The sequence below is a fragment of the Paraburkholderia kururiensis JCM 10599 = LMG 19447 genome (assembly GCF_003986935.1).
Classification (GTDB): Bacteria; Pseudomonadota; Gammaproteobacteria; order Burkholderiales; family Burkholderiaceae; genus Paraburkholderia; species Paraburkholderia kururiensis.
Map to the genome: position 1 here is coordinate 100,548 of NZ_RJZE01000013.1, position 25,810 is coordinate 126,357.

A 25,810-nucleotide genomic window follows, 5' to 3' on the forward strand; every position below is an offset into this window, starting at 1 on the left:
AGTTAGAGTGAAACGCCCGTGAGTTGACGCACCAGGTCTTTGTATCGTTCGACGACCACGCGTTCGTCGAATTCCGCCGCGACTTTCTGCCGGCCGCGTTCGCCCATCGCGCGGCGCGCGTCGATGTCGAGTTCGATCATCTGCGCGAGCCGCGTGGCGAGGCTCGCCGCGCTGCGCGCCTCGCACAGGAATCCGTTGACGCCTTCGGCCACCACTTCACGGCAGCCCGGCACGTCTGTCGCCACGATGGGCCGGCCCATCGCGCCCGCTTCCATCAGCGTGCGCGGCACGCCTTCGCGATACGAAGGCAGCACCACGCAGTCGGCGGCGGCGATGAAGGGGCGCACGTCGTGCGCTTCGCCCAGGTATTCGATCACGCCTTCGCGCTGCCACGCCGCCACTTCCTCGTGCGTGATGGCGCTGGGGTTATCCACGCCCGCCGGCCCTAGCAGTTGGAAGCGCGCATGCGGATAGCGCGCCTTCAACTGCCGCGCGGCTTCCACGTACTCGCCCACGCCCTTGTCCCAGAGCAGCCGCCCGATCAGCACGAACACGAAGTCGGTGCGCGCGGCGAGCGGCGTGAACGCGAACTGGTCGAGGTCCACGCCTTCGCCGTGCAACAGCCGCGCGCGCTCGGGATGCACGAGCAGTTTGCGTTCAACGAACGCGGCCTTGTCGTCGCGGTTCAGGAACCACACCTCGCGCGGAAAGCGGAACGCGAAGCGGTAGAGCCTGCGAGCAATCTGCGCGGCGCGGCTCTCCTGGATGAAGACGTAGCCAAGCCCCGTCGTGACGGCCACGGAGGGCACGCCCGCCAGCTTCGCCGCGATTGAACCATAGATATTTGGCTTGATCGTGTAATGGAACACGACGTTGGGCCGAATGGTCCGGTAATGGCGATACAGCGCCGCGAGCGTGCGCAGGTCGTGGAGCGGATTGGTGCCCTTCGAGGCCACCGGCAACTCGATGCAGCGGCAGCCCATGGCGGCGAGCGGCTCGAAGGTGCGGTCTCGCGGCGCGAGCACGACGACTTCGACGCCGGCCGCCACGAGCGTGCGGATCAGCCCTTGCCGGTACGTGTAGATGGCCCACGCCGTGTTGCAGACGAGCGCGATACGGAGCTTTGCCGCGGCTGCGTGCTCGTGGGTGCCCGCTGGGCGGCCCGACGTGCTGCCGGACGCATGCGTTGCCGTCGAAGAGTCAGAAGCAGGTTTCATGCAGAAGTGAATCCACGAACTGATGCACGAAAGAACGCACAAAATGCGCGGGAAAAAAAGCAGAAAAAAATCGTGGGGTGCAGATGGGCTGCAAAGGGGCCGCCAATGAACCGCCAATGAACTGCCGGCAAGCCCCCAAGGCTGGCGAAGCGCCATGCCGGCTCAGCCGCCCGCGCGCGGAGCATACAGTACACGCTTCATCCGTTGCAGCAGCCCGTACGGTGTAACGAAGTGCAACAGGTTCTTTGCGAGGCCAAGCCAGTCGTACGGATTGGCAACGTTGAAGTAGCGCAGTTGCAGCTTGAGCGTGGAGACGATCTGCCGCCGCCGTTTCGTTGCGCTGATGCCGCCTTCGTTGATCTCGTAGAAGAGGCCCTGTTCGGGCAGGTTCGCGCAGTCGTAGCGGTCCATGAGCCGCAGGAACAGATCGAGGTCTTCGGCCGCGCGATAGGCCGCGCGATAGTTGCCCACGGCCTGCACCGCGTCGATGCGCAGCATCATCGACGGGTGCACGAAAGGCGAGCGCACGAAGCGCAGGCGACGAATCGCGGCCGGGTCGGCAGGCGGACTCAGCATGAAGAGCGGGTCGCCGTTGCGCGTCACCACCTGGGCCCACATGCCGAGCGCCGCGACGCCGGCGTGCGCTTCCATGTAGGCGCGTTGCTTTGCGAGCCGGCCCGGCACCGTGAGGTCGCCCGCGTCGATGCGGGCCGCGTAGCGAAAGCCGCGCGCGGCGAGCGCGTCGATGCCCGCCTTCAGCGCGCGCTCGATGCCGCCGTTCTGCGGCATACGCAGAATCTCCACGTTCAGGCCCGGCCGTTGCGGCGCGACGATGGGCGGCGTGCTGCCGTCGTCCACGATCAGCACGTGGATGGGCGCGTCTTCGGCGAAGGAGGCGAGCGTGCGTTCCACGTCGGCCTGGCCGTTGAACGCGGGCATGAGCACGGCGACGTCGTCGAGCGCGCCCGGCACGGTGGAGTTCGCGCGTGCGTTCGTCATGGGCGCAGCCTGAAGCGAAGGTAGTAGAAGTTGACCGAAGCCGCCGCGAGATAGCCCGCGGCGAGCCCGAGCAGCGCGCCGTAAGCACCGAACCGCGCGATGGCGGCGAGGTTCACGGCGAACGCCACGGCGAGGGCGAGGAGCCACTTGGCGAGCAGCACGAATTTCGCCTGGTACTTGAGCACGACGAGATTGCCGATGGCCTCGATGCCGGCCGGCACCGAAAGCCACACGGCCCAGCGGAAGATCGACGTGGCCTCTTCATAGCCCGGCCCGAACACGTGCGAGATGATGAAGCCCGCGAGCAGATCCAGCACGAGCGCGCCAGAAAGCATCAGCAGGGCTGTGAGGCCGAACAGGCGCCACATGTTCCGGCGCAACTGGCCGACGTCCTGCACGCGATAGACGAACGCGGGCGCGATGGTCTGCGCGAGCATCAGCGCGAGCGCGATCCAGTTTTCATTGAGCTGCTGCGCGGCGGAGTAACGGCCCAGATCCGCGAACGAAATGGCGCGTTCCAGCATGAGCCGGTCGAGCTTCAGGAACAGATACATGCAGATCAAGCCGAGCCAGAACACCGTGCCCGCCGTCGCGAAATGGCGAAAGAGCCCACGATCGAGGTGCCAGCCAAGCCGCCCGCCGTGGCGGTGGCGATAGTAGACGAGCAGCACCGCGCCGATCGCAGCGGATTCGAGCGCCCAGAGCCAGCCGAAGCGCGACGGTTCGGCCGCCATGCGCACCAGCAGCCAGACGAGGGCGGCTTTCGCGATGGCCGTCACCATGCTCGCGAGAAGCTGCGGACGGCTGAACGTCATGCTCTGCAGCCACGCGTTGATGACGCCGATGAACGGCTCGCGAAACAGCATCGTCACGGCGAGGCCCGCGAGCATGGCGCCGACGAGCGGGTCTGTCGCGCCGGCCGCGATGCCGGCCCACGTGAGCACGAGCGCAAGTGCGGAAACAGACAGACGCAGTGCGAACGCGCTGCCAATAACGGTACCGAGTTGCGCGGGCGGGCGAGCCACGATGGTGGGCACGAGAATTTCGGCGCCGCACACCCAGGTAAGGGGCGCGAGCACGAGCAGCAGCGTGTTGGCGTACTGCCACTTGCCGAATACGTCGGGCCCGAAATAGCGGGCCAGCACACCGCTGATGACGATCGCCACGGCGATCTGCGTGACGCGTTCAAGCCCGAGCCAGACGATGTTGGCGAATGCGCGCGCGACGTCGGGATTCGCGAAGCCTCTCACCTTCAGCATGGCTTCATGCGTGTGACTTCATGCATGAGGCGCCGGCGGCCCGCTGGAACTGCGCAGTACGCATGGGACCGTGGGACCGGCCGGTCGTGCGGTGCAGCAACTTTATGGGACAAAGGCGTCTAAGCATTTAAAATGGCGGGAACCATGAGCCGGCTTATCGAAAAGCCGCCATTATAAGTTGGAACTGATCCGCCTCCGGGCAGGGCGCAACGGGAAGGCCAAGGGATTCACGCAGGGTTGAAGCCGTGTGCATTGCACGCGCAGTTCCGATTTTCCATCGCACAAGAGAGCTCATTCATGATTTCCCAATCCATCTTCAAGGCTTACGACATTCGCGGCGTAATCGGCAAGACGCTCGACGCCGACGCGGCCCGTTCCATCGGCCGCGCCTTCGGCAGCGAAGTGCGCGCTCAGGGCGGCGATGCGGTGGTGGTCGCGCGCGACGGCCGTCTGTCCGGTCCCGAACTCATCGCGGCGCTTTCCGACGGACTGCGCGCTGCGGGCGTGGATGTGGTGAACGTGGGCATGGTGCCCACGCCCGTGGGCTATTTCGCGGCGAGCGTGCCGCTGGCGCTCGCGGGCGGCGAACGGCGCGTGGACTCATGTATCGTCGTGACGGGCAGCCACAATCCGCCCGACTACAACGGCTTCAAGATGGTCCTGCGCGGCGCGGCCATCTACGGCGAGCAGATCCAGGCGCTCTACCGGCGCATCGTGGACGGCCGCTTCGAGAGCGGCAGCGGCAGCTATGCGGACTACGACATCGCCGACGCCTACATCGATCGCATCGTGAGCGACGTGAAGCTCGCGCGCCCCATGAAGCTCGTGGTGGATACGGGCAACGGCGTGGCGGGCGGCCTTGCGCCGCGCCTCTTCAAGGCGCTGGGCTGCGAGCTGGTCGAACTCTTTACCGAGATCGACGGCAACTTCCCGAACCATCATCCGGACCCGGCGCACCCCGAAAACCTGCAAGACGTGATTCGCGCGCTGAAGGAAACGGACGCCGAAATCGGCTTCGCGTTCGACGGCGACGGCGACCGTCTCGGCGTGGTCACGAAAGATGGCCAGATCATCTATCCGGACCGCCAGCTGATGCTGTTCGCGGAAGAAGTGCTCTCGCGCAACAAGGGCGCGCAGATCATCTACGACGTGAAGTGCACGCGCAATCTCGCGAAGTGGGTGCGCGCGAAGGGCGGCGAGCCGCTCATGTGGAAGACGGGCCACTCGCTCGTGAAGGCGAAGCTGCGCGAGACGGGCGCACCGCTCGCAGGCGAAATGAGCGGCCACGTGTTCTTCAAGGACCGCTGGTACGGCTTCGACGACGGCCTGTACACGGGCGCGCGTCTGCTCGAAATTCTGGCGCGCGTGGCCGACCCGAGCGCGCTGCTCAACGCGCTGCCGAACTCGCACTCCACGCCGGAACTGCAACTGAAGCTGGAAGAAGGCGAGAACTTCGAACTCATCGCGAAGCTGCAAAAGAACGCGAAGTTCACGGGCGCCGACGACGTGATCACCATCGACGGCCTGCGCGTCGAGTATCCCGACGGCTTCGGTCTGGCGCGTTCGTCGAACACCACGCCCGTGGTGGTGATGCGCTTCGAGGCCGACAGCGACGCGGCGCTCGCGCGCATTCAGGACGACTTCCGGCGCGTGATTCTCGCCGAGAAGCCCGACGCGAAGCTGCCGTTCTGACGCGCTTTCGCTCTCGCGATCTATCGCTTTAGCCTTGCGCGCCTCGCTGTTGTGGGCGGGGCGCGCAACGGTTCGCCGAACTGATCTTTAAGGCCGCCGCTACAAGCCGCGCGGCGTGAAGAGGTCCGCGGCTCGCAAATGTCCTCTCGGCTCGAACGGAACCTTGAGCCACGCAAACACGCTCACGTCGTGCTAGCCCGGCGACGTGCGGTAACCCATCCCCGTGCCTGCAATGAGCCATGGCGAGACGAGACCCGCCATCGGCCTTTTGGCCATTCCTTGCCATTGCTTGCACGCTGCCTCCCGTTGACCTCGATCAGAAGAAACCGGAAGAAGCGCCGCCCGGCCAAGGCCGCTTCTTGCGGTTTTCCGGGGCGCCGGCGCCCTGGCGCGATAAAATTGCGGACCTTATCCGTTTGGCATGGGCGGCAAGAGCGCCGCCTTCAATTCCCTGGACCCCCTTGAGTGCGCAAAAGATATTGATCGTGCGCGTGTCGTCGCTGGGCGACGTCGTGCACAACATGCCGGCCGTAACCGACATCCTGCGTCGCCATCCCGGTGCGCAGGTCGACTGGCTCGTGGAAGAGAGCTTCGTCGATCTCGTTCAGCTCGTGAGCGGCGTGCGCCGTGCGATTCCGTTTTCGCTGCGCCGCTGGCGCAAGCGTCTGTTGTCCGCGGCGAACTGGCGCGAGATTGGCGCGTTTCGCCGCGCGCTGGCCGCTGAAAAGTACGACCTCGTGATCGACTGCCAGGGGCTCATCAAGACGGCCTGGGTGGCGAGCTGGGCGCGCGGTCCACTGGTCGGTCTCGGCAATCGCACGGACGGCGCGGGCTACGAATGGCCGGTGCGCTTCTTCTACGACCAGCGCGTGCCCATCGAAGCGCGCACGCACGTCGTGGAGCGCACACGCCAGCTCGTGGCCGCGGCGCTGGGCGATCCGAAGCCCGAGCCCACCGACGAGATCGACTTCGGCCTCGACACGCGGCGCGCGGCGCTCGCCGTCGCCCAGCTTGGTCTGAACCTTCCCGTTCCTTACGTCGTGTTCGTGCATGCGACCTCGCGTGAGGACAAGCAATGGCCCGAGGCGTCGTGGATCGAGCTGGGCCAGGCGCTGGTGCGCCGTGGCGCGTCGCTCGTGCTGCCCTGGGGCAGCGAGGCCGAGCGGGCCACGAGCGAACGGCTCGCGCAGACGTTCGGCGCCGCGGCCATCGTGCCGCCGAAGCTTTCGTTGCCCGCGGTGGTGGGCCTGATCGACGGTGCCGCCGCAACCGTGGGCGTGGACACCGGCCTCGTGCACATTGCCGCAGCGCTGAAGCGGCCAACGGTCGAGTTGTACAATTTCGCGACCGCCTGGCGCACGGGCGGCTACTGGTCGCCCAATGTCGTGAATCTCGGTACGGCAGGGCGGCCGCCGACGCTGCAGGAAGTGAAGGCAGCGCTCGCCGGTTTCGGGCTGCTGTAACTGCGCCGCACGCAACAACGTGCGGCCACACCACGGCAGCGCTACCCGGAGCCATCTCGAATGCCGGTAGCCGCCTTGCTTTGAAGGGCAACCATGAACGAATCCCAGATTATCGAAGTCGCGTCCGCGGACTGGAACGGACAGAACCTTTCGGTGCCGCGCGAAACGCTGCTCGAAGGCGTGGAGCAGGGCAAGGTGCTGTACTTCCCGAACCTGCGTTTCGCCATCGAGAACGGCGAGCGCGCGCTGCTCGACCCCTCGATCGCCGACCCCAAGCGCAAGAACATCAGCCTCGAGCCGAACGGCGGCGCGCTGCACGGCGTGCTGGGCGATACGGTCACGCAGTCGGCGGTGCGCGCGCTCGTGGCGCGCTATCAGTCGAATGCGCGCAAGCTCGTGGACGGCCTCTTTCCCGAATACGGCGGCAAGCTGCGCGTGGCGCCTACGAGCCTGCGCCTGCATCAGGTGGAAACGCGCCAGACCTCATGGCGCAAGGACGACAGCCGCCTGCACGTGGACGCGTTCCCGTCGCGGCCGAATTACGGCGAGCGCATTCTGCGCGTCTTCACGAACGTGAACCCGAACGGCGTGCCGCGCGTGTGGCGCGTGGGCGAGCCCTTCGAAGACATGGCGAAGCGCTTCCTGCCCGCCATCCGGCCGCAATGGCCGGGCTCGGCGTGGCTCTTGAACCTGTTGCACATCACGAAGTCGCCGCGCAGCGAGTACGACCACCTGATGCTGAACCTGCACGACAGCATGAAGGCCGACCTCGACTACCAGAAGACAAGCCCGCAGGAGACCATGCCGTTCCCGCCGGGCTGCGTGTGGATCTGCTTCTCGGACCAGGCCTCGCACGCGGTGATGTCCGGCCAGTTCATGCTCGAACAGACGTTCTTCCTGCCCGTGAAGGCGATGGTGCAGCCGGAATGGGCGCCGCTTGGCATTCTCGAACGCCTGAAGGGCAGGGCGCTGGTTTGAGCGCGACCTCTTTGGCGCAGCCGCGTCGGTGGCGTTTCGGCGCGGCGCAGGCGGCGAGCGCGGTGTGCGCCTTTACCGCAAGCAGCACGCGCGTGCGTGTGCTAGCCGTCTTCTTCGCCGGGCGCACGGTGCATGCCTCGATGCCCGCGGAGGCGCAGTGCTGAGGGTCATCTACCGCGCGGCCTGGTGGCTCATCGCGCCCATCGCGGTGCTGCGTCTGCTGGTGCGCTCGCGTCGCGAGCGCGGCTATCGCGAACACATTGCCGAACGTTTCGGCTACGGCGCGGGCCGCGTGCCCGAGGACGACGCGCCGCTCATCTGGGTGCATGCCGTTTCTGTGGGCGAGACGCGCGCCGCGCAACCACTTGTGGAAGCGCTCATGCATGCGCGCCCCGACGCGCGCATTCTGCTCACGCACATGACGCCGAGCGGCCGCGCAACCGGCGAGCGCATCTTCGACGGCCGCGTGCTGCGCTGCTATCTGCCCTACGACATGCCGCACGCGGTGCGGCGTTTTCTGCGCGCATGGCGCCCTTCGCTCGGACTCGTCATGGAGACCGAAGTGTGGCCCACGCTGATCGACGAATGCCGCCGCGCCGACGTGCCGCTCGTGCTCACGAACGCGCGGATGTCGGAGCGTTCGTACCGGCGCGCCGCGAAGTTCGGCCGCGCCACGCGCGAGGTATTCGGCGGTTTTTCGCGCGTGCTCGCGCAAAGCCCGTCGGATGCCGAGCGGCTCTCCTCGCTCGGCGCGCGCAACATGGCCGTGCTCGGCAATCTGAAGTTCGACATGGCGACGCCGCCCGAGCTTGCGGCGCGCGGTCACGCATGGCGCAAGGCGATCGGGCCGCGGCCGGTGTGGGTGGCGGCGAGCACGCGCGAAGGCGAAGAGGAACTCGTGCTGCAGGCGTTCGCGGCGCTCGCGGCACTTGGTATCGACGACGCCGTGCTGATTCTCGTGCCGCGTCATCCGCAACGTTTCGACGAGGTCGCGGCGCTCGTGGAGCGCAAGGGTCTGCGTGCGGTGCGGCGCTCGGCCTGGGCGCCCGCAGCGGCAGCCGCGGCGGCGAGCACGGACGTGCCGCCGTTACCGGCGGACGTCAGCGTCGTGCTGGGCGATTCGATGGGCGAGATGGGCGCGTACTACGCGGCGGCGGACATCGCGTTCATCGGCGGGAGCTTGTTGCCGTTCGGCGGACAGAACCTGATCGAGGCCTGCGCCATTGGCGTGCCGGTGCTGATCGGCCCGCACGTCTTCAACTTTTCGCAGGCCACGGCCGACGCCGTGGCGACCGGCGCGGCGCTACAGGTGGAGGACCCGGAAGACCTCGCGAAGGCGCTGCGCGAGCTGTTCAAGGACCGCCCGCGCCGCACGGCGATGGGCGCTGCGGCCTCGGCCTTCGCGGCACGTCATCGCGGCGCGACGGCGCGCACGGTTGAGGTGTTGACGACGTTGTTGCCGGAGGTATCGGGAGAGACTGCTCACCCCATGCCGTGAGGCGTTTGCCCAGGCGCGTGCGCGAGTGCCGCAGCCGCTATCGCACGTGCGCTTCGCCCTCACCCCACCAGCAACCCCTTCTTCTCGATGAACCGGATCACCTCGTCGAGCCCCGTCAGCGCTTTCAGATTGCACATCACGAACGGCCGCTCGCCGCGCATCTTCTTCGCGTCCGACGCCATCACGTCGAGGTTCGCGCCCACCAGCGGCGCGAGGTCGGTCTTGTTGATGACGAGCAGGTCCGACTTCGTGATGCCGGGGCCGCCCTTGCGCGGAATCTTTTCGCCACCCGCCACGTCGATCACGTAGATCGTGAGGTCGGACAGCTCGGGGCTGAAGGTGGCCGCGAGGTTGTCGCCGCCGGACTCGATGAACACGATGTCGGCATCGGGAAAGCGCGCGAGCATGCGGTCCACGGCTTCCAGATTGATCGACGCGTCTTCGCGGATCGCCGTATGCGGGCAGCCGCCCGTTTCCACGCCCATGATGCGTTCGGCCGGCAACGCGCCCGCCACCGTGAGCAGGCGCTGGTCTTCCTTCGTGTAGATGTCGTTGGTGATGGCGACGAGGTCGTAGCGTTCGCGCATCGCCTTGCAGAGCATTTCGAGCAGCGTGGTCTTGCCGGAGCCGACCGGGCCGCCCACGCCGACGCGCAGCGGCGGCAGCTTCTTCGTGCGGCGTGCGGCGCCGCTCGATGCGGGTTGCACGGGGTGCGGTGAGGAGTGGTGAGGTGCGTTCATGGTGGTGAGTGCGAGTCTGGCGTGAAAAGCGGACGTGAGAAGCAGACGTGAGAAGCGAGATAGCAACGCAGGCTTGTGATGCGGACGCTCACGAGCGGAACAGCCGCGAATACTGCGATTCGTGTCGCGCCGAGAGCACGCCGAGTTGCGGCGCGAAGGTGTTGATTTCGTCCGCGGCGGTGGCGAGCGCTCGCGCGACGGCGGCTTCGATCGGTTCGCGCAGCGCGACGATGATGCGCTGCCCAGCGAGCTGACCGAGCGGCACGGCTTTGAGTGCCGCGGCGGCCTGGTTCTCGACCCAGCTGAACGCATAGGCCGCGAGCGCGGCGTTGGCGGATGCCTCGTGCGCCACGGCCGCAAACGCGAACGCGGTGGGCTGCGCGACGGGTGCGAGTGCCGCGAGCGTGGCACGTCGTTCTGCATCGCCCCATTCGAGCGACGCACACAGCTGCCGCAGCGACCAGCCCATCTGCTCGGTCTCGCGACGCAGTTCCGCGGACTCGCGGCTCGCAAGGAACTCGCAGTTCGCATCGGCGAGCGCAGCGGCGTCGTGGTCGCGCCAGCGCTGCATCTGATGCGCGACGAACGGCAGTTCGCCAGGCGCCAGCACGTTCGCGAGGCCCGCGGCGATCCAGTTGCGGGCGCTGTCACCGTCGGTGACGAGCCCGGCTTCGATGGCCGCTTCGAGTCCCTGCGAGTAGCTGAACGCGCCGATCGGCAACGCCGGCGACGCGAGATGCAGCAGAGCCGTGAGTTCAGCGATGCGCATGGTGGTGGTGCGGGTCGTGGCATGCATCGCCGCAGTCCGCGTGGTCGTGGTCGGCGTGACTGTGACCGTGACTGTGGCCCTGTGCATGGCTGTGATCGTGACCGCACGCGTGGCCATGCTTGTGCGCATGACCATGATCGTGACCGCAGTCGTGGTCGTGGCTGTGCGAGTGGTCGTGCGAGTGACCGTGGCCAGAGCCGTGCGCATGGTCATGGGCGCGCCCATCATCATGGCCATGCGAATGCTCATGCCCATGATGCTCGCCAAACACCTGCTGTGCGAGCGCGTAGTCCTCGGCGAACGACGCATCGTGCCCATGCCGATGGCCGCCGCCATAGGCGCCCGCCTCGGGCTGGAACGGCAGCGTGGTGCGCTCCACGGCAGCGCCCAGGCGCCGCAGCATGTCTTCGAGCACAGGGTCCGCTTCGAGCTTCAGATAATTCGCGCCCACTTCTACGGGCGTATGCCGGTTGCCGAGGTGATACGCGGCGCGCGTGAGCGTCAGCGTGTCCGCGGCGCGCACGAGCAGCACGGCTTCCGCGGCGGCCACGATGCGCACGAGCCCGCCGTCGTCGGCCACCAGCACGTCGCCGTCGGCGAGCACGGTGCCGCGCGGCAGCACGAGCGCCACTTCTTCGCCGTTATCGAGCGTTGCGGCGAGGCGGCTTTTGCAGCGCGCGTCGTAGGGCAGCGTGAGCGTGGGTGCGCGCTTGACGAGTACGGGCGCGAGCTTCAGATGCGGGGCAAGGCGTTTGTCGAGGGTGCGCATGTCAGAACAGGAAATAGCGTTGCGCCATGGGCAGCACTTTGGCGGGCTCGCAGGTGAGCAGCTGGCCGTCGGCGATCACCTCGTAGGTTTCGGGGTCCACGCTGATCGACGGTTGCCACGCGTTGTGGATCATCTGTGCCTTCGTGACGTTGCGGCAGTTCTTCACGGGCACGATGCGCTTATGCAGCCCGTAGCGCTCGCCGATGCCTGCGTCGGCCGCCAGCTGCGAGACGAACGTGAGCGACGTGCGCGCGAGCGCACCGCCGCGCGTCGCGAACATCTCGCGATAGTGGACCGGCTGCGGCGTGGGAATCGATGCGTTCGGGTCGCCCATCTGCGCGATCGCGATCATGCCGCCCTTCAGGATCAGCGCGGGCTTGATGCCGAAGAACGCGGGCTCCCAGAACACGAGGTCGGCCCACTTGCCGGGCTCAATGGAGCCCACCTCGTGCGCAATGCCGTGCGTGAGCGCCGGGTTGATCGTGTACTTCGCGACATAGCGCTTCGCGCGGAAGTTGTCGTTGCGGCCGCTGTCTTCGGGCAGCGCGCCGCGCTGCGCCTTCATCTTGTGCGCCGTCTGCCACGTGCGGATGATGACCTCGCCCACGCGGCCCATCGCCTGCGAGTCCGACGAGAGCATGGACAGCGCGCCCAGGTCGTGCAGGATGTCTTCGGCGGCGATGGTCTCGCGGCGAATGCGCGATTCGGCGAACGCGATGTCTTCGGCAATCGACGGGTCCAGGTGGTGGCACACCATCAGCATGTCGAGGTGTTCGTCGAGCGTGTTGATGGTGTAGGGGCGCGTCGGGTTCGTGGACGAGGGCAGCACGTTCGCTTCGCCGCACACCTTGATGATGTCGGGCGCGTGGCCGCCGCCCGCGCCTTCGGTGTGATACGTGTGGATCGTGCGGCCCTTGAACGCGGCGATGGTGGCTTCCACGAAGCCTGCTTCGTTTAGTGTGTCGGTGTGGATGGCGACCTGGGTATCGGTGTCGTCGGCCACGGAAAGGCAGTTGTCGATGGCCGCGGGCGTGGAGCCCCAGTCCTCGTGCAGCTTGAGACCGATGGCGCCCGCCGCGATCTGCTCCGTCGCGGGCGCGGGCTGGCTCACGTTGCCCTTGCCGAGAAAGCCCAGGTTGATGGGCCAGCCGTCCGCGGCCTGCAGCATGCGCTCCATGTGCCAGGGGCCGGGTGTGCAGGTGGTCGCGTTGGTGCCCGTGGCGGGGCCCGTGCCGCCGCCGATCATCGTCGTCACGCCGCTTGCGAGCGCCTCGTCGATCTGCTGCGGGCTGATGAAGTGGATGTGCGTGTCGATGCCGCCCGCGGTCACGATCATGCCTTCGCCCGCAATCACCTCCGTCGCGGCGCCGATCGGAATCGTCACGCCGGGCTGGATGTCCGGATTGCCTGCCTTGCCGATGGCGAAGACGCGGCCGTTCTTGATGCCGATGTCGGCCTTCACGATGCCCCAGTGATCGAGAATCACGGCGTTCGTGACGACGGTGTCCACGACGTCGGCCGCGACGCGCTGCGACTGGCCCATGCCGTCGCGAATCACCTTGCCGCCGCCGAACTTCACCTCGTCGCCGTAGACGGTGTAGTCGCGCTCGATCTCGATGAGGAGGTCGGTGTCGGCGAGCCTCACGCGGTCGCCCGTGGTGGGGCCGAACATTTCCGCGTAGGCGCGGCGGTCAATGCGTAGTGTCATGGTGGGTCCGCAAGAATCGGTGATGCCGGATGACGTTGCCAATGAAGTGGCGGGTGATGAAGCTGACGCATACGGAGGGCGCGCGGGGTTGCAGCGAAGTCTGGCCGTGCAGCCTGGCCATCAAGCCTGCATGCCGCGCAGGCCGCCGCCTGTGCGCTTACAGCGGCCCCATCACCTTGCCGTTGAAGCCGTAAACGGTGCGATCGCCCGCCAGCGCGACGAGTTCGACGGTGCGCTCCTGGCCCGGCTCGAAGCGCACGGCCGTGCCCGCCGCGATGTTGAGGCGAAAGCCGCGCGCCGCTTCGCGATCGAACGAAAGCGCCGCGTTCACTTCGTAGAAGTGGTAGTGCGAACCGATCTGCACGGGCCGGTCGCCCGTGTTCGAAACCGTGACGGTGACCGTCTCGCGGCCCGCGTTCAGTTCGATCTGGCCGTCTTCGACAATGAGTTCGCCGGGAATCATGGTGCGTGCCTCAAGAGGAGAATTCGGGAAAGCCTGCGCCCGGCAGACGTCAGGGGATGGGATGGTGCACGGTGACGAGCTTCGTGCCGTCGGGGAACGTGGCTTCCACCTGGATGTCGGGGATCATCTCGGGCACGCCTTCCATCACGTCGTCGCGCGTGAGCAGCGTGGTGCCGTAGTGCATGACTTCGGCCACGGTCCTGCCGTCGCGCGCGGCTTCCATCAGCGCCGCGCTGATGAACGCGACCGCTTCGGGATAGTTCAGTTTCAATCCGCGCGCGCGGCGCCGCTCAGCGAGCAGCGCGGCGGTGAAGATCAGCAGTTTGTCCTTTTCGCGGGGAGTGAGCTTCATCGGCTTGTGTGTGGTGGTTTCGCGGCGAGGGGAGCCTTACGAAGGGCTCACGGGCCGCCCGTGGCGGCCCGCGCCAGTATCTCACGCAGGTGCGGCGCTGAACATATCGGCGCGGGGAGGCGGGACGAACCCGGGACGAACCCAGGAGGAACCCGCGCGAGCCCGTGCGGCATCAGAGGTCGGTCGGCAGGGGCGCGCCGAACCACTTCTTCGACATCGCGTTCAGCTGGCCGTCCTGCTTGGCCTGTTGCAGTGCGCCGTTGACCTTCGCGAGCAGACGCGGCTCGTTCTTGTTGAGGCCCACGAAGCACGGCGAGTTCTTGATGACGAACTTCGGCTCCGGGCGGCGCGGCGGGTTCTTCGCGAGAATCGACGCGGCCACGATGTTGCCCGCCGCGATCAGTTGCACCTGGCCCGAGAGGAACGCGGCGATGGTCGCGTTGTTGTCCTCGAAGCGCTTGATGGTGGCGTTCGGTGCCATCTGCGAAAGGGCGATCTCTTCGAGCGCGCCGCGCGTAGCGCCCACGGTCTTGCCGGTGAGGTCGGCGGGACCCGTCACCTTGATGTCGGCCGGGCCGAACACGCCCTGGTAGTACGGCGCGTAGGCCGTGGAAAAGTCGATCACCTTCTCGCGGTCCGGTGTCTTGCCAAGCGACGAGATGACGAGATCCACCTTGCCCGTCTGCAGATACGGAATGCGGTTCGCGCTGTTCACGGGCACGAGTTGCAGCTTCACGTTCATGGCTTTCGCGAGCAGGGCGGCCGTGTCGATGTCGTAGCCCTGCGGTTGCATGTCGGGCCCAACCGAGCCGAACGGCGGGTAGTCCTCGGGCACGGCGACTTTCAGCACGCCGGCCTTGGCGATGCTGTCGAGCGCATCGGCGTGGGCGGCTTGCGGCACGAGCGCGATCAGCGTGGTGAGCGGCGCGGCCAGCGCGGCGGCGAGCGCGGCGCGGCGCAGGGGACGAAACGCGCGGGCTGCGTGACGAGTGGCAGGAGCGATGGAAAAGGACGTGGCAAGAGAGGTGGAAAGCGCGGCGGCGAAGCGGGTGGCAAGACGGGCGGCAAAGCGGACGGCAAGACGGGCGGCGAGGTGATTCATGAGCGGGAGGTCTCCAGCGGGGCAACGTGTGGTTTCTTTTCGCCGCGTGCCATGGTGGGCGCCCGGTTCAGCACAGGCACGCGAACGTGATGCGATGGCGCGGACCACCCAGGCAGCGGGCGCGGCGAGGCACGATCAAGAGCAAGGGGTATGCCAAACGTGTTGCGGCGGTGCCCGCGCAGATCGATACGCAGCTTTGTGCACCGCTATGGCGCGCGTTGGGCGAGGCGATGTTCGAACGTGGTGCGTAGGCGGTGCCATGAACGCGGGCCGCGCGGCGAACCCATGCGCCAGCGAGTGCGGCGCGGAATGCGGCGTTATGTGCGACGTCGAGTACGGCCGACTGGTACTGACAACGAGTGTGACTGTGGTGCCCGTGAACGCGACCGTAAAACACGGCCATCGAACGCGGCTATCGAACGCGGCTATCGAACGCGGCTATCGAACGCGGCTATCGAACGCGGCCATCGAACGCGGCCATCGAACACGGCCATCGAACACGGCCATCGAACACGGCCATCGAGTGCGGCCCGAACGGACGCTACGTCGTCCAGAGCCGCAGCGGCCTGGCCTCTACGCCGTGCACGAGAGGCCGCAGTTGCATCCAGCAGTCGATCAGCGCGTGCTGAAGCGTTTCCATCGATCGCGCCACCGCCCGCACCACCAGCACGCCAGGACAGATGCACGATGCGCCGGCGCGCAACGCGTCGTCGAAGGGAAGCCGGGCGGTCAGCGACTCCGCGAGCGTGTCGTCGCATGCGGGCCCCAGGGCCCACAGCGTTCCGTAAGCCGGGTAGCCGGCGAGGCCCTGCGGCGCATCGCGCAGCGCGTCATCCGCAGTGAGCCGGGCCCGCTCGAACCACAGAAGCGGGTCTTGCGCCGGTTGAGCGGACGGTGCTGCCGCGGCACTGCGCGCCACGATGCGCGAAACGGCCTGCAACGAGCCCTGCGACCAGCGCTCGCCCGCAGCCTGGCGGCCCAACTGCGTGGCGTCCCAGCCGATGGCGGTGGCGCCGCTCGCGAGCGTCAGCGTGAAGTCGAGTTCCGCGTGCGCGTGGTCGAACACAAGGTTGTTCTGCGGCAGCCAGTCGAGCTTCGCATGCGCGCCCACGTCGATTGCGATGCGCTGGCGCGCGCGGCGTCCGTTCGACTTGTACCACTTGGTCGCGCCCGGCGTGGTCAGCACGGCGTGTGTGCCGGCGTCGAGCGTGATGCCGATGTCGAGCGTGTCGCCGCCCGCAATGCCCGCCGGCGGATGCACGATCACGGCGTGGCAGATCGCATCGCCTTCGGGATAAAGCGGACGCTGCACGCGCAGCGGGCCTTCATGCAACCGATGCGTGAGCGCCGTGCGCGCACCCTGCCGCGCGAAGCCGAGTTCGAGGCGTGCCTGCCATTCGCGGCGACTCGCGGCGGATGGCTGCGCAAGCGCGATGTGATCTTCGTGAAGCGACATGCGTGGAATGCGTGGATGCTTGGGGGTGCGTAGGTTGCGTGCCCGATTGTGCGCCGGGATGCGATGTGCTGCGATGCGCAGTTCGGTTCGATGCGCCGCTCGTGGCCGGCGGCCGATCACGTCCCGTCGTGACACAGCGAGCCGCGGCTGGCGCAACGGTGGCCGAGCATAGCACGCAGCCGCTCCGGCCTTTCTCGCATCGGCGCGTGCCCGTCGCAGGCAAAGCGCGATGCGGACCCAGACCCAGACCCGGCTTCAGACTGGATTCAGCGTCCGCCCGCAGGCCTAAACCGCGATCATCGCCCGCACCCCGTCCGCATCCATGTTCGCGCCTTCGCCGCCCGCCACGATCTCGCCGCGGCTCATCACCCAGTAGTGGTCCGCAATGGCCTTCGCGAAGTCGTAGTACTGCTCGACGAGCAGCACCGTCATGCGCATCTCTTCCACGAGGTGGCGCAGCGTGCGTCCGATGTCCTGGATGATCGATGGCTGAATGCCTTCGGTGGGTTCGTCGAGAATCAGCAGTTGCGGCTCGCTCATCAGCGCGCGGCCAATCGCGAGTTGCTGCTGCTGGCCGCCCGACAGGTCGCCGCCGCGGCGCGCGCGCATGTCCTTCAGCACGGGAAAGAGTTCGTAGATGCTGTCCGGAATCTTCTTCGGCGCCTTCTTGCTGGCCGCGCCGATCAGCAGATTTTCCTCGACGGTGAGCCGCGGAAAGATGTCGCGCCCTTGCGGCACGTAGGCGATGCCCTGCGCCACGCGCGCATGCGGCGGCAGCTTCGTGATGGCTTGCTCGCGCCACTCGATGGTGCCGCTGCGAGGCTGCACCACGCCCATCAGGCAGCGCAGCAGCGTGGTCTTGCCCACGCCGTTGCGGCCCAGCAGCACCGTGAGCTTGCCTTCGGGCACGGTGAGGTTCACGTCGCGCAGGATGTGGCTGCCGCCGTAATACTGGTTGAGGGTCTGGACTTTCAGCATGGGCTCGATGGTGACTCGATGGTTGCTTGACGGTGGCTTGATCGTCTCTGTGCGGACCGTGCGGGTGGAGGTGAACGAGATTGGCGAAGGTCGGCGCCTCTAGCGCCCCAGGTACGACTCGATCACGGTTTCGTCGCGCTTCACTTCGTCGAGCGTGCCCTGCGCGAGCACGCGGCCTTCGGCCATCACCGTCACACGGCCTTTGTCGCCGGCAAGTGCGGCGACGAACTCCATGTCGTGCTCGACCACCATCATCGAGCAACTGCCGCGCAGGCGGTTCAGCAGCGCCGCGAGTTCCATGGTTTCGTCGTCGGTCATGCCGGCCGCGGGTTCGTCGAGCAGCAGCAGCGCGGGCTGTTGCATCAGCAGCATGCCGATTTCGAGCCGCTGTTTCTGGCCGTGCGAAAGCTCGCCCGCGAGCCGCATGGCCTCGTTTTCGAGCCGGATCACTTCGAGCGTCTCTTCGATGCGCGCCTGCGCCGCGCGATCAAGCCGCGCGCGCAGCGACGCCCACCAGCGCTTGTCCGTCTTCATCGCGAGTTCGAGGTTTTCCCACACGGGGTGCTGCTCGAACACCGTGGGCTTCTGGAACTTGCGGCCGATGCCCGAACGCGCGATGGCGGGTTCGTTCAGGCGCGTGAGGTCGATGGTCTGGCCGAGGAACACCTTGCCCGCGTCGGGGCGCGTCTTGCCCGTGATGACGTCCATCATCGTGGTCTTGCCCGCGCCGTTCGGGCCGATCACGCAGCGCAGCTCGCCCGCGTCGATGGAAAGCGAGAGCGCGTTGAGCGCGCGAAAGCCGTCGAAGCTCACGGTCACGTCTTCGAGATAGAGGATCGTGCCGTGCGAGACGTCGATTTCGCCGGGCGTGACAGCGTGGCCCAAGCCAGCCTCGCCCGAGAGCGTGAGCACGTCGTGTTCGTCCGGGTGGGTGAGGTCGGGCGTCATGGCGTTCTCGTTCATTTGCGCACCCTCCGTGCGGCCATGTCGATGAGCCCCATGATGCCGTTGGGTAGCAAGAGCGGCACCAGCACGAAGATCGCGCCGAGGAAGAATAGCCAGTACTCCGCGAACCACGCCGTGAAGACGGTCTTCGCGCCGTTCACGGCGAAGGCGCCGATGATCGGCCCGATCAGCGTGCCGCGTCCGCCCACCGCGACCCAGATCGCCATTTCGATGGAATTGCCCGGCGACATCTCGCTCGGGTTGATGATGCCCACCTGCGGCACGTAAAGCGCGCCGGCAATGCCGCACAGCACGGCCGAGAAGGTCCACACGAAGAGCTTGTAGCCGAGCGGGTTGTAGCCGAGAAACATGAGGCGCGTTTCGCCGTCGCGCACGGCGGTCACCACGCGCCCCAGCTTCGAGGTGACGATGGCGCGCGCCGCGATGAACGCGAGCACGAGCGCGGCGAACGTCACCAGGAAGAGCGCGGTGCGCGTGCCTGCGTGCGTGATGGGAAAACCGGCAATGCGCTTGAAGTCCGTAAAGCCGTTGTTGCCGCCGAAGCCCGTTTCGTTGCGATAGAAGAGCAGCATCGCGGCGAAGGTCATGGCCTGCGTGATGATGGAGAGATACACGCCCTTCACGCGCGAGCGGAACGTGAAGAAGCCGAACACCCACGCCACCACGGCGGGCACGAGCACCACGAGCAGCAGCGCATACGCGAGATGCTGCGTGCCCTGCCAGTACCAGGGCAGCGCGTGCCAGTCGAGAAACACCATGAAGTCGGGCAGGTCGCTGCCGTACTTGCCGTCGTGGCCGATGGCGCGCATCAGGTACATGCCGATGGCGTAGCCGCCCAGCGCGAAGAAGAGCCCGTGGCCGAGGCTCAGAATGCCGCAGTAGCCCCAGACCAGATCGAGCGCGAGCGCCGCGATGGCATAGCACATGAGCTTGCCCACGAGCGTCATCGCGTAGGCGGAGAGGTGCAGCGCGCTGGTTTCGGGAATGACGAGCGCGCTCACAGGCACGCCGATACCCACGGCGAGAATCAGCGCGATGAGCGCAAGCCACGCGCCGCGCGAAAGCAGCGCGGGCCGCGGCGGCAGACCGAGCGCAAAACCTTGCTGAAGGGCGCGCTGGGCGCCTGCGCCTGCCGTGGCCGTTGCGAGACCTGTGCCGGCGGTGCCGGAAGTGGCGTTCGTAGTGGCCCCCGAAGCGGCATTCGAAGAAGAGGCGAGCGTCATGTCACGCCTCCGCGCTGCGGCCCTTGAGGGCAAAGAGCCCCTGCGGACGCTTCTGGATGAAGAGCACGATCAGCACGAGCACCGCGATCTTCGCGAGCACCGCGCCCCAGAACGGCTCGATCGTCTTGCTCACGAGGCCAAGGCCGAAGCCGCCGATCACCGTGCCCGCCAACTGGCCCACGCCGCCCAGCACCACGGCCATGAACGAATCGATGATGTAGCTTTGCCCGAGATCCGGCCCCACGTTGCCGATCTGCGAGAGCGCGCAGCCGCCCAGTCCCGCAATGCCTGCGCCGAACGCGAACGCATACGAATCCACGCGCGCCGTCTTCACGCCCACGCACGCCGCCATGCGGCGGTTCTGCGTGACGGCGCGCACGAAGAGGCCGAGGCGCGTCTTCGTGAGCACGGCCCACGCAATGGCCACGACGATCAGCGAGAACGCGAGAATCGCGAGGCGGTTGTACGGCAGGATCAGGTTCTGCATGACGGTGACGCCGCCGCTCATCCATGAAGGATTGGCGACCTGCACGTTCTGCGCGCCGAACAGCGTGCGCGTGGCCTGAATGAGGATCAGGCTGACGCCGAACGTGGTGAGCAGCGTTTCCAGCGGACGGCCGTACAGATGCCGCAGCACGAGCCGCTCGAGCACGAGCCCGACCACCGCGGCCGAGACGAACGAGGCCGGCACGGCTGCGAGCGGATACCAGTCGAACGCGCCTGGCGCGTGGCTCTGGAAGAAGCTCTGCACGACGTAAGTGGTGTACGCGCCGATCATCAGAAACTCGCCGTGCGCCATGTTGATGACGCCGATCAGCCCGTACGTGATCGCAAGGCCGAGCGCCGCGAGCAGCAGCACGCTGCCGAGCGAAAGCCCCGCGAACACGGTGCCCGCGATCTCGCTGCGGCGCTGGATGGCGTCGAGCGCATCGATGCCCTGTTGCGCGGCGGCGCGCACCTTCGCGTCGCTTTCCACGAAGCTGCCGTCGGGCTTCTTCGCGACGAGCGGGCGCAGCAGTTCGTACATGTCGAGGTCGTGCCGTGCCGCGACGAGCTGCACGGCGTCGAGGCGCTTCGCCGGGTCGCTGTCGTGCAGGGCGGTCATGGCCCAGAGCGTATCGAGGCGTTTCTTGAGCGCAGGGTCGGTTTCCTTCGCGCGGGCCGCGTCGATCATCGGCTTCATCGCGGGGTCGGGGTTTTGCAGCAGCGCGGCAATCGCGGCGCGGCGCGTTTCGAGGTCGGGCGAGGCCAGTTGCAGCCCCGATACGGCGCCGGCCACCTTCGAGCGCAGCAGGTTGTTCAGCGTGATGGGCTGGGCGTCGCTGGCTTCTACGGCTTTGCCCGTCACCGCGTCGTGCAACGTGTCGCCTTCCTGGACCAGCACCTCGCCCGAGTCCGTGGCGAGCACGCTGTCTTCGGCAAGCGCTTTGAGCAGCGCGAGCGAGGGCGCGTCGTGTGCCGCGATCAGTTTGTCGATGGCGGCGGACTTCGCGTCGAAGTCGTCGGCTGCAAGCGGTGCGACGTCTTCGTTCGTCAGCGCAAACGCGCGCACGGGCACGAGCGCCGACGCCGCGGCGAACAGCAGGCACAGCGCGAGCGCCGTGCCGCTGCCTCTGCGTGCCACGCGCACGACGTGCGCCGCGCGGCCCACGTGTGGCACATGTGCGACACGTGCCACATGTGCCGCACGCGCCACGTATTGCGCAAGCGAAGACGCCGCGCGCATCGCGATTGCAATGGCCGTCATTGCAGCGTCAGGCCACGCGCCGGCGGCGCAGGAACTCGGGAATCGAGCTCACCACGTCCGGCTTACCCTGATTGCCCGCGATGTACGGGCTCCACGGCTGCGCGCGAATCGCGGTCTTCGTTTTCCAGACCACGTTGAACTGGCCGTCCGCGCGAACCTCGCCGATCATCACGGGCTTGTGCAGATGGTGGTTGCCGTCCATCTCCAGCACGAAGCCCGATGGTGCGTTGAACTTCTGGCCGATCATCGCCACGCGTACCTTGTCGACGTCGGTGCTCTTCGCTTTCTCCACGGCCTGCTTCCACATGTGGATGCCCACGAAAGTGGCTTCCATCGGGTCGTTCGTCACGCGCTTCGTGCCGCCCGGCAGGTTCTGCGACTTCACCCACTCGGCCCACTGCGCCTTGAACTTCGTGTTGACCGGGTTCTTCACCGACATGAAGTAGTTCCACGCCGCGAGGTTGCCCACGAGCGGTTTGGTGTCGATGCCGCGCAGTTCCTCTTCGCCCACCGAGAACGCGACCACGGGCACGTCCGTCGCCTTCAGCCCCTGGTTGCCGAGCTCCTTGTAGAACGGCACGTTCGAGTCGCCGTTCACCGTCGAGATCACGCAGGTCTTGCCGCCCTGCGCGAAGGTCTTGATGTTCGCGACGATGGTCTGATAGTCGCTGTGGCCGAACGGCGTGTAGACCTCCTGGATGTCGGCGTCCTGCACGCCCTTCGAGTGCAGGAACGCGCGCAGGATCTTGTTGGTGGTGCGCGGGTAGACGTAGTCGGTGCCGAGCAGGAAGAAGCGCTTCGCGCCGCCGCCTTCGGCGCTCATCAGGTACTCGGTGGCGGGGATGGCCTGCTGGTTCGGCGCCGCACCCGTATAGAACACGTTGCGCGACATCTCTTCGCCCTCGTACTGCACGGGGTAGAAGAGCAGGCCGTTGAGTTCCTCGAACACGGGCAGCACGGATTTGCGCGACACCGAAGTCCAGCAGCCGAACACCACGGCCACCTTGTCCTGCGTGATCAGTTGACGGGCCTTTTCGGCGAAGAGCGGCCAGTTCGATGCCGGGTCCACCACGACGGGTTCGAGCTTGCGGCCCATCACGCCGCCGGACGCGTTGATCTCGGCGATCGTCATGAGCGCGGTGTCTTTGAGCGAGGTCTCCGAGATCGCCATCGTGCCGGACAGCGAATGCAGAATGCCGACCTTGATCGGGCCGCTGCCCGTGTCCGCCTTCGCGAACGGTACGCGTGCCGCCAGCGCGAGTGCGCTCGACATGGTGCCCAGCTTCAACAGACTGCGTCGCTTCATGTGGTTCCCCTTGCCAATGGATGGGTGTGAATTCGGAGGTCGGCCCTCGGACGCGAAACGCAGGCCATGACGGTGCCGGCGGTTTTCGCGCGTTGGTTATCTGCGTTATCTGCTTGTCTGGCGGGAGGTGTTACTGCAAGGCATATGCCAAGGCGGTGCTGTCAGCACGAGATCCGCATGAACGCACGTAGCGGCGCGGTTGGATCGCAATGCGCGCAGCGCGTGGGCGAGCGATGCTGGTGCATGCGCGGGCATCGAGGAGCGCGATGCATCGTCGCGGTGCGCGATGTGACGAAAGGGCGGGAAGGCGTGGTGGTCGGCGCGTCGAAGCGGATCGCGAAGGGCGCTATGCGTGCCCGACGATGGAATGCCGAAGCGCAGCGTGCGTGCACTGCAAGCGCTTGCAGTGCACGCACGCTGCGCCGTTGTGCACCCGCTTCGGGCGAGGGCCTATGACCGCGAGAGACCGCGCGTGCGTTCGAGGGATTCGTGCGCGGCTATGAGCGCGGCGTGCTTGCCACGTTCTCGCTGTCGCGCAGCGTGAAGCGGGCGTGGATCGGCGAGACCTGCGGCACGATGGCCGGGTCCATCAGGAAAACGAAGCAGGAAGGAAAGAAGCCGGAGAGGGTTGTCGCCGCCCGTGGCGGGCGGCGGCAGAGAGCAGTGCCTGAAGGGCGCTCAGTCTCAGTAAGTGGGCACCGAAGGGTCCACCTGGCGCGACCAGGCGTCGATGCCGCCTTGCAGGTTGAAGACTTTCGTGAAGCCGCGCGACTCGAGGAACATCGCGACCTGGGCGCTGCGTGCGCCGTGGTGGCACACGCAGACAATCTGCGCTTCGTCGTCCAGTTCCTCGCTGCGCGCGGGAATCTCGCGCATCGGGATCGACACGGCGCCGGCGATCTGCGCTGTCTGGATTTCCCACGGCTCGCGCACGTCGAGCAGCACGGGCGCGGGGCGGGCGGAGTCGGCCAGCCATTCGGCGAGCGCGGGGGCGGTCAGGTTTTGCATGATGGCATGTCGTCGGTTGTCGGCAGTCCGTCGTCGTCGGTTTGCAGGTGGGCAAACCGGCTCAGAACTTGAATCGCGGCGGCTGGACGGCGTTGTGCAGCGGCTCGATGTACGTTTCGAACACGTCGGCAATGCGGTACTGCTTCTCGTCGACGCGCGTAATGATCTGTGCCTTCATCACCGGCGCCACGCCGACGAATGCCGCGAGCCGGCCGCCGATCTTCAGTTGCTCCAGCATTTCCTGCGGCAGCACGGGCAGGCCGCCCGACACGCAGATCACGTCGTAGGGCGCCGCTGCCGGCCAGCCGCGCGCGCCGTCGCCCGTGGCGACTTCCGCGTTCAGCACGCCGTTCGCGGCCAGGTTCGTACGCGCGAGTTCGGCCAGTTCCGGCTTGATGTCCACCGTCAGCACGTGCTGGGCGCGATGCGCGAGCAGCGCCGCCATGTAGCCCGAGCCCGCGCCGATTTCCAGCACGCTTTCGTGCTTCTTCACCGCCAGTTCCTGCAGCACGCGCGCTTCCACGCGCGGGGCCAGCATGTGCTCGCCGCCGGGCAGGGGAATTTCGAGGTCCGCGAAGGCGATGTTCACGTAAGCCGCGGGGACGAAGTTTTCACGCTTGACGACGGAGAGCAGGTTCAGCACGTCCTGGTCCAGCACATCCCAGGGGCGAATCTGCTGCTCGATCATGTTGAAACGCGCTTGTTCGATGTTCATGATGGTTCGGCGATGAGGTTCGGGTACAGCCAGGGGAAAAGTGTTGGACCACGCGCGCGTGGCCCATTTTTAAACTTGCGGAACGGCGGGATTGTACCAAACCGCGCTTTCTTCCCGGGCTGAAGCGGGCGCCGTGGGTCGGTGTTTGTCCCTATGCGAAAGGGCTTGCGCTCGGGCGTACGGGCGACCAAAAATGTAATCGATTACATTTTCCGCGACGTTTTCACGCAGCATCAGTCGCCCCCCCGTGCCACGCACTTGCCCATGTCAGGACGACTCCAACCAGACGCCGCCCCAGCCGCGACCGAACTGACCGAGCCGAACGAACCGAACGAACCGAAAGGCACGCCCGAGCCCGCGCTTTCGATTGCCGGGGTGGCCGAGCGCGCAGGGGTGTCGGTGGCCACGGTCTCGCGCGTGCTCAACGGTCACGCGAACGTGCGGGCCGCCACCCGTGAGCGCGTGATGGCCGCGGTGGAACGCTGTGGCTATCGCGTCAACGAACTCGCGCGCAATCTGCGAACCGCCGAGAGCCGGCTGCTGCTCACCATGGTCCCCGACTTCGGCAATCCGTTTTACGCGGAGATCGTGCGCGGCATCGACAGCGTGGCGCGTCAGCATGGCTACTTCATGCTGCTGTGTGACACCGGCGCGGACCCCGGCCGCGAGCGCAGCTACTTCGACCTGTTGCGCCGCCGACGCGCCGACGGCGCCATCTGCCTCGATCCGGCCACGGTCCAGCAGGCGCTCGCGGACGAATCGATTTCGCTGCCCTGGGTGGCGTGCTGCGAGTTCGATGCCCGCGTGGGCGTGCCCTACGTCGGCATCGACAACTACCGCGCCGCGGGCGACGCCGTGCGGCATCTGCTGGCGCGCGGCCACACGAAGATCGCGCTCATCAATTCCGACGAGCACTACCTGTATGCGCAGCAGCGCGAGCGCGGCTATCTGGATGCGCTCGCCGACGCCGGACTCACGCCGCGCGACGCCTGGCGCGTGAACCTGAACTGCCTCGATTACGAAGCGGGCGCCCGCGCCGCCGCGGCGCTCGCGCAACTGGACGATCCGCCTACGGCGATCTTCGCGGTCTCGGACACGCTCGCCATCGGCGTGCTCAACGGACTGCGCAGCGTGGGCCGGCGCGTGCCCGCCGACATCGCCGTGGTCGGCTTCGACGACATCACGCTGGCCGCGCAGGTGGACCCGCCGCTCACCACCATCGCGCAGCCTATGCGCGAGCTGGGCGAGACGGCGGCGCGGCTGCTGCTCAAACGACTTGCCGAGCCGCAGGCGAGCGTCCCCGGCGTGCTGCTGCCCCATCGGCTCGTGGTGCGGCAAAGCGCTTGAGGGCACGTAGCGGCATGTAGCGGCACATAGAGGTGCCTGGGGGGCACATAAGCGG

23 protein-coding genes are annotated in these 25,810 nt (G+C 67.0%); 5 read left to right on the forward strand and 18 right to left on the reverse strand.

The window, feature by feature from the left end; translation table 11 throughout:
• Positions 1-2: 2 nt before the first annotated feature.
• From PKKP23_RS17085 to PKKP23_RS17095, 3 genes are all read right to left on the reverse strand, one after another.
• Positions 3-1,217, reverse strand: a complete 1,215-nt coding sequence (locus tag PKKP23_RS17085) for a glycosyltransferase family 4 protein (protein WP_240659044.1) — start codon at positions 1,215-1,217, stop codon at positions 3-5.
• Between the two features lie 162 nt (positions 1,218-1,379).
• Positions 1,380-2,216 carry a glycosyltransferase gene (locus PKKP23_RS17090; protein ID WP_126877782.1) on the reverse strand — a complete coding sequence of 279 codons (837 nt, stop codon included), beginning with the start codon at positions 2,214-2,216 and terminating at the stop codon, positions 1,380-1,382.
• The gene (locus PKKP23_RS17095) at positions 2,213-3,475 is read right to left on the reverse strand and encodes an oligosaccharide flippase family protein (protein ID WP_126877783.1); all 1,263 of its coding nucleotides are present in this window, start codon (positions 3,473-3,475) and stop codon (positions 2,213-2,215) included. Before PKKP23_RS17095 ends, PKKP23_RS17090 begins: the two co-directional genes overlap by 4 nt.
• Positions 3,476-3,772: 297 nt before the next feature.
• Between PKKP23_RS17095 and PKKP23_RS17100 the strand changes: the two genes are divergently transcribed.
• The 4 genes from PKKP23_RS17100 to waaA all read left to right on the forward strand — a co-directional run bounded on the left by PKKP23_RS17100 (position 3,773) and on the right by waaA (position 9,106).
• Complete coding sequence (locus PKKP23_RS17100; RefSeq protein WP_017773112.1) at positions 3,773-5,167, forward strand: phosphomannomutase/phosphoglucomutase; 1,395 nt, start codon at positions 3,773-3,775, stop codon at positions 5,165-5,167.
• A 461-nt stretch (positions 5,168-5,628) separates the two neighbouring features.
• Positions 5,629-6,630: a lipopolysaccharide heptosyltransferase I gene (gene waaC, locus PKKP23_RS17105; RefSeq protein ID WP_026121110.1), complete on the forward strand. Its 1,002-nt coding sequence runs from the start codon at positions 5,629-5,631 to the stop codon at positions 6,628-6,630.
• Positions 6,631-6,723: 93 nt separating this feature from the next.
• Positions 6,724-7,608 carry a Kdo hydroxylase KdoO gene (locus PKKP23_RS17110; RefSeq protein ID WP_126877784.1) on the forward strand — a complete coding sequence of 295 codons (885 nt, stop codon included), beginning with the start codon at positions 6,724-6,726 and terminating at the stop codon, positions 7,606-7,608.
• A gap of 157 nt (positions 7,609-7,765) precedes the next feature.
• The gene (gene waaA, locus PKKP23_RS17115) at positions 7,766-9,106 is read left to right on the forward strand and encodes a lipid IV(A) 3-deoxy-D-manno-octulosonic acid transferase (protein WP_126877785.1); all 1,341 of its coding nucleotides are present in this window, start codon (positions 7,766-7,768) and stop codon (positions 9,104-9,106) included.
• Positions 9,107-9,165: 59 nt separating this feature from the next.
• On the opposite strand, the gene ureG is transcribed toward waaA, so the two are convergent.
• From ureG to PKKP23_RS17190, 15 genes are all read right to left on the reverse strand, one after another.
• Positions 9,166-9,846 (reverse strand): urease accessory protein UreG, encoded by a 681-nt coding sequence (ureG, locus tag PKKP23_RS17120; RefSeq protein ID WP_026121111.1) that lies wholly within the window; start codon positions 9,844-9,846, stop codon positions 9,166-9,168.
• 88 nt (positions 9,847-9,934) lie between these two features.
• Entirely contained in the window at positions 9,935-10,615 is a 681-nt protein-coding gene (locus tag PKKP23_RS17125) for an urease accessory protein UreF (protein ID WP_126877852.1), read from the reverse strand.
• Entirely contained in the window at positions 10,602-11,384 is a 783-nt protein-coding gene (ureE, locus tag PKKP23_RS17130) for an urease accessory protein UreE (protein ID WP_126877786.1), read from the reverse strand. The genes PKKP23_RS17125 and ureE overlap by 14 nt, the downstream gene beginning before the upstream one ends.
• A gap of 1 nt (position 11,385) precedes the next feature.
• The gene (ureC, locus tag PKKP23_RS17135) at positions 11,386-13,092 is read right to left on the reverse strand and encodes an urease subunit alpha (protein ID WP_126877787.1); all 1,707 of its coding nucleotides are present in this window, start codon (positions 13,090-13,092) and stop codon (positions 11,386-11,388) included.
• A 157-nt stretch (positions 13,093-13,249) separates the two neighbouring features.
• Complete coding sequence (locus PKKP23_RS17140) at positions 13,250-13,555, reverse strand: urease subunit beta (protein ID WP_126877788.1); 306 nt, start codon at positions 13,553-13,555, stop codon at positions 13,250-13,252.
• A gap of 49 nt (positions 13,556-13,604) precedes the next feature.
• Entirely contained in the window at positions 13,605-13,907 is a 303-nt protein-coding gene (gene ureA, locus PKKP23_RS17145; RefSeq protein ID WP_126877789.1) for an urease subunit gamma, read from the reverse strand.
• 172 nt (positions 13,908-14,079) lie between these two features.
• Positions 14,080-15,009, reverse strand: coding sequence for a transporter substrate-binding domain-containing protein (locus PKKP23_RS17150; RefSeq protein ID WP_240659045.1), 930 nt, complete (start codon positions 15,007-15,009; stop codon positions 14,080-14,082).
• A 541-nt stretch (positions 15,010-15,550) separates the two neighbouring features.
• Positions 15,551-16,465: an urease accessory protein UreD gene (locus tag PKKP23_RS17155; protein ID WP_126877790.1), complete on the reverse strand. Its 915-nt coding sequence runs from the start codon at positions 16,463-16,465 to the stop codon at positions 15,551-15,553.
• 285 nt (positions 16,466-16,750) lie between these two features.
• Positions 16,751-17,443 (reverse strand): urea ABC transporter ATP-binding subunit UrtE, encoded by a 693-nt coding sequence (gene urtE, locus PKKP23_RS17160; RefSeq protein WP_017773126.1) that lies wholly within the window; start codon positions 17,441-17,443, stop codon positions 16,751-16,753.
• 99 nt (positions 17,444-17,542) lie between these two features.
• Positions 17,543-18,406: an urea ABC transporter ATP-binding protein UrtD gene (urtD, locus tag PKKP23_RS17165; RefSeq protein ID WP_017773128.1), complete on the reverse strand. Its 864-nt coding sequence runs from the start codon at positions 18,404-18,406 to the stop codon at positions 17,543-17,545.
• Positions 18,403-19,632 carry an urea ABC transporter permease subunit UrtC gene (gene urtC / locus PKKP23_RS17170; RefSeq protein ID WP_126877791.1) on the reverse strand — a complete coding sequence of 410 codons (1,230 nt, stop codon included), beginning with the start codon at positions 19,630-19,632 and terminating at the stop codon, positions 18,403-18,405. The genes urtD and urtC overlap by 4 nt, the downstream gene beginning before the upstream one ends.
• A gap of 1 nt (position 19,633) precedes the next feature.
• Positions 19,634-21,379, reverse strand: a complete 1,746-nt coding sequence (gene urtB / locus PKKP23_RS17175; protein ID WP_240659046.1) for an urea ABC transporter permease subunit UrtB — start codon at positions 21,377-21,379, stop codon at positions 19,634-19,636.
• Positions 21,380-21,386: 7 nt separating this feature from the next.
• On the reverse strand, positions 21,387-22,685 hold the full coding sequence (gene urtA / locus PKKP23_RS17180; RefSeq protein ID WP_026121114.1) for an urea ABC transporter substrate-binding protein: 1,299 nt from the start codon (positions 22,683-22,685) through the stop codon (positions 21,387-21,389).
• Between the two features lie 684 nt (positions 22,686-23,369).
• The gene (locus tag PKKP23_RS17185; protein WP_017773132.1) at positions 23,370-23,693 is read right to left on the reverse strand and encodes a rhodanese-like domain-containing protein; all 324 of its coding nucleotides are present in this window, start codon (positions 23,691-23,693) and stop codon (positions 23,370-23,372) included.
• A gap of 61 nt (positions 23,694-23,754) precedes the next feature.
• Complete coding sequence (locus PKKP23_RS17190) at positions 23,755-24,408, reverse strand: protein-L-isoaspartate O-methyltransferase family protein (RefSeq protein ID WP_017773133.1); 654 nt, start codon at positions 24,406-24,408, stop codon at positions 23,755-23,757.
• A gap of 264 nt (positions 24,409-24,672) precedes the next feature.
• Between PKKP23_RS17190 and PKKP23_RS17195 the strand changes: the two genes are divergently transcribed.
• On the forward strand, positions 24,673-25,755 hold the full coding sequence (locus tag PKKP23_RS17195; RefSeq protein ID WP_126877792.1) for a LacI family DNA-binding transcriptional regulator: 1,083 nt from the start codon (positions 24,673-24,675) through the stop codon (positions 25,753-25,755).
• The last annotated feature ends 55 nt before the right edge of the window (positions 25,756-25,810 follow it).

Bases quoted from the DNA above. Each gene is read 5' to 3' on its own strand.
- PKKP23_RS17090 (WP_126877782.1), bottom strand. From the start codon at position 2,216: ATGACGAACGCACGCGCGAACTCCACCGTGCCGGGCGCGCTCGACGAC.
- ureE (WP_126877786.1), bottom strand. From the start codon at position 11,384: ATGCGCACCCTCGACAAACGCCTTGCCCCGCATCTGAAGCTCGCGCCC.
- PKKP23_RS17140 (WP_126877788.1), bottom strand. From the start codon at position 13,555: ATGATTCCCGGCGAACTCATTGTCGAAGACGGCCAGATCGAACTGAAC.
- PKKP23_RS17155 (WP_126877790.1), bottom strand. From the start codon at position 16,465: ATGTCGCTTCACGAAGATCACATCGCGCTTGCGCAGCCATCCGCCGCG.
- urtB (WP_240659046.1), bottom strand. From the start codon at position 21,379: ATGACGGCCATTGCAATCGCGATGCGCGCGGCGTCTTCGCTTGCGCAA.
- ureC (WP_126877787.1), bottom strand. From the start codon at position 13,092: ATGACACTACGCATTGACCGCCGCGCCTACGCGGAAATGTTCGGCCCC.
- ureA (WP_126877789.1), bottom strand. From the start codon at position 13,907: ATGAAGCTCACTCCCCGCGAAAAGGACAAACTGCTGATCTTCACCGCC.
- PKKP23_RS17110 (WP_126877784.1), top strand. From the start codon at position 6,724: ATGAACGAATCCCAGATTATCGAAGTCGCGTCCGCGGACTGGAACGGA.
- urtE (WP_017773126.1), bottom strand. From the start codon at position 17,443: ATGCTGAAAGTCCAGACCCTCAACCAGTATTACGGCGGCAGCCACATC.
- ureG (WP_026121111.1), bottom strand. From the start codon at position 9,846: ATGAACGCACCTCACCACTCCTCACCGCACCCCGTGCAACCCGCATCG.
- PKKP23_RS17185 (WP_017773132.1), bottom strand. From the start codon at position 23,693: ATGCAAAACCTGACCGCCCCCGCGCTCGCCGAATGGCTGGCCGACTCC.
- urtA (WP_026121114.1), bottom strand. From the start codon at position 22,685: ATGAAGCGACGCAGTCTGTTGAAGCTGGGCACCATGTCGAGCGCACTC.
- PKKP23_RS17085 (WP_240659044.1), bottom strand. From the start codon at position 1,217: ATGAAACCTGCTTCTGACTCTTCGACGGCAACGCATGCGTCCGGCAGC.
- urtC (WP_126877791.1), bottom strand. From the start codon at position 19,632: ATGACGCTCGCCTCTTCTTCGAATGCCGCTTCGGGGGCCACTACGAAC.
- PKKP23_RS17150 (WP_240659045.1), bottom strand. From the start codon at position 15,009: ATGAATCACCTCGCCGCCCGTCTTGCCGTCCGCTTTGCCGCCCGTCTT.
- urtD (WP_017773128.1), bottom strand. From the start codon at position 18,406: ATGAACGAGAACGCCATGACGCCCGACCTCACCCACCCGGACGAACAC.
- PKKP23_RS17095 (WP_126877783.1), bottom strand. From the start codon at position 3,475: ATGCTGAAGGTGAGAGGCTTCGCGAATCCCGACGTCGCGCGCGCATTC.
- PKKP23_RS17100 (WP_017773112.1), top strand. From the start codon at position 3,773: ATGATTTCCCAATCCATCTTCAAGGCTTACGACATTCGCGGCGTAATC.
- PKKP23_RS17190 (WP_017773133.1), bottom strand. From the start codon at position 24,408: ATGAACATCGAACAAGCGCGTTTCAACATGATCGAGCAGCAGATTCGC.
- PKKP23_RS17125 (WP_126877852.1), bottom strand. From the start codon at position 10,615: ATGCGCATCGCTGAACTCACGGCTCTGCTGCATCTCGCGTCGCCGGCG.
- PKKP23_RS17195 (WP_126877792.1), top strand. From the start codon at position 24,673: ATGTCAGGACGACTCCAACCAGACGCCGCCCCAGCCGCGACCGAACTG.